Here is a 611-nt window from a genome sequence, read left to right as displayed (position 1 = left end):
TATATTATAGCAAGACTATCTTGAAAAGGATTGATTTAATGTATAACAAAATATATGAAAGAAAAGAATTTATGATATTTCAAGTAAAAGAAGGTTATATAGTTTATAATGCTAGAAAAAGTTTTCAAGAAGGTCACACTCATCTTAAACATTTTAAAGCTGCAAAAACAGCTATAGATTTAGTTATAAGAAAAAAAATTCCAAAAACTACTCAAGGATATTATCTAACTAGCCTTATAAGGATAAGTGATGATGATTCTTATATAACTAAAATAAAAGAATTAATGGAATCAAGATCACAAAAGGGAAAAAAAGATAAGTATTATAATTCAAGACATAAAATTTAAAAAGGAGCTTATGCTCCTTTTTTACTTTATAGAAGATGTATTATTTTTATTAATATGGTTGATATCTTGATAAGTATTTTTAGATATTAAATAACTAGAGATACCTTTTTTATTATACTCTTTAAGTTTTGCTATGGCCTCATGTTTTGACATGGGAGGCGATATAGATTTATTATCATATCTTATAATAATATACTTATTCATACTTAGCCTCCAAAAAACTATAATGTTTAAGAATATTTTTTCTATTATAATAAATATTTA

At 22.7% G+C, this 611-nt stretch carries 2 protein-coding genes; one reads left to right on the top strand and one right to left on the bottom strand.

Going from position 1 to position 611, the window contains the following annotated elements; all coding sequences use genetic code 11:
• The first annotated feature begins 38 nt into the window (after window positions 1-38).
• Entirely contained in the window at window positions 39-347 is a 309-nt protein-coding gene (locus tag G3997_RS06885) for a hypothetical protein (RefSeq protein ID WP_296644772.1), read from the top strand.
• A 21-nt stretch (window positions 348-368) separates the two neighbouring features.
• Here G3997_RS06885 and G3997_RS06880 read toward each other — a convergent pair whose 3' ends face one another.
• Entirely contained in the window at window positions 369-551 is a 183-nt protein-coding gene (locus G3997_RS06880; protein WP_296644769.1) for a hypothetical protein, read from the bottom strand.
• Between the last annotated feature and the right edge of the window lie 60 nt (window positions 552-611).

Origin of the sequence: Romboutsia sp. 13368, assembly GCF_018336475.1 — a bacterium.
In the GTDB taxonomy this organism is placed as follows: Bacteria; Bacillota; Clostridia; order Peptostreptococcales; family Peptostreptococcaceae; genus Romboutsia.
Note: the sequence above shows the minus strand (reverse complement) of the source record. Positions and strands in the feature narration are given on the sequence as shown.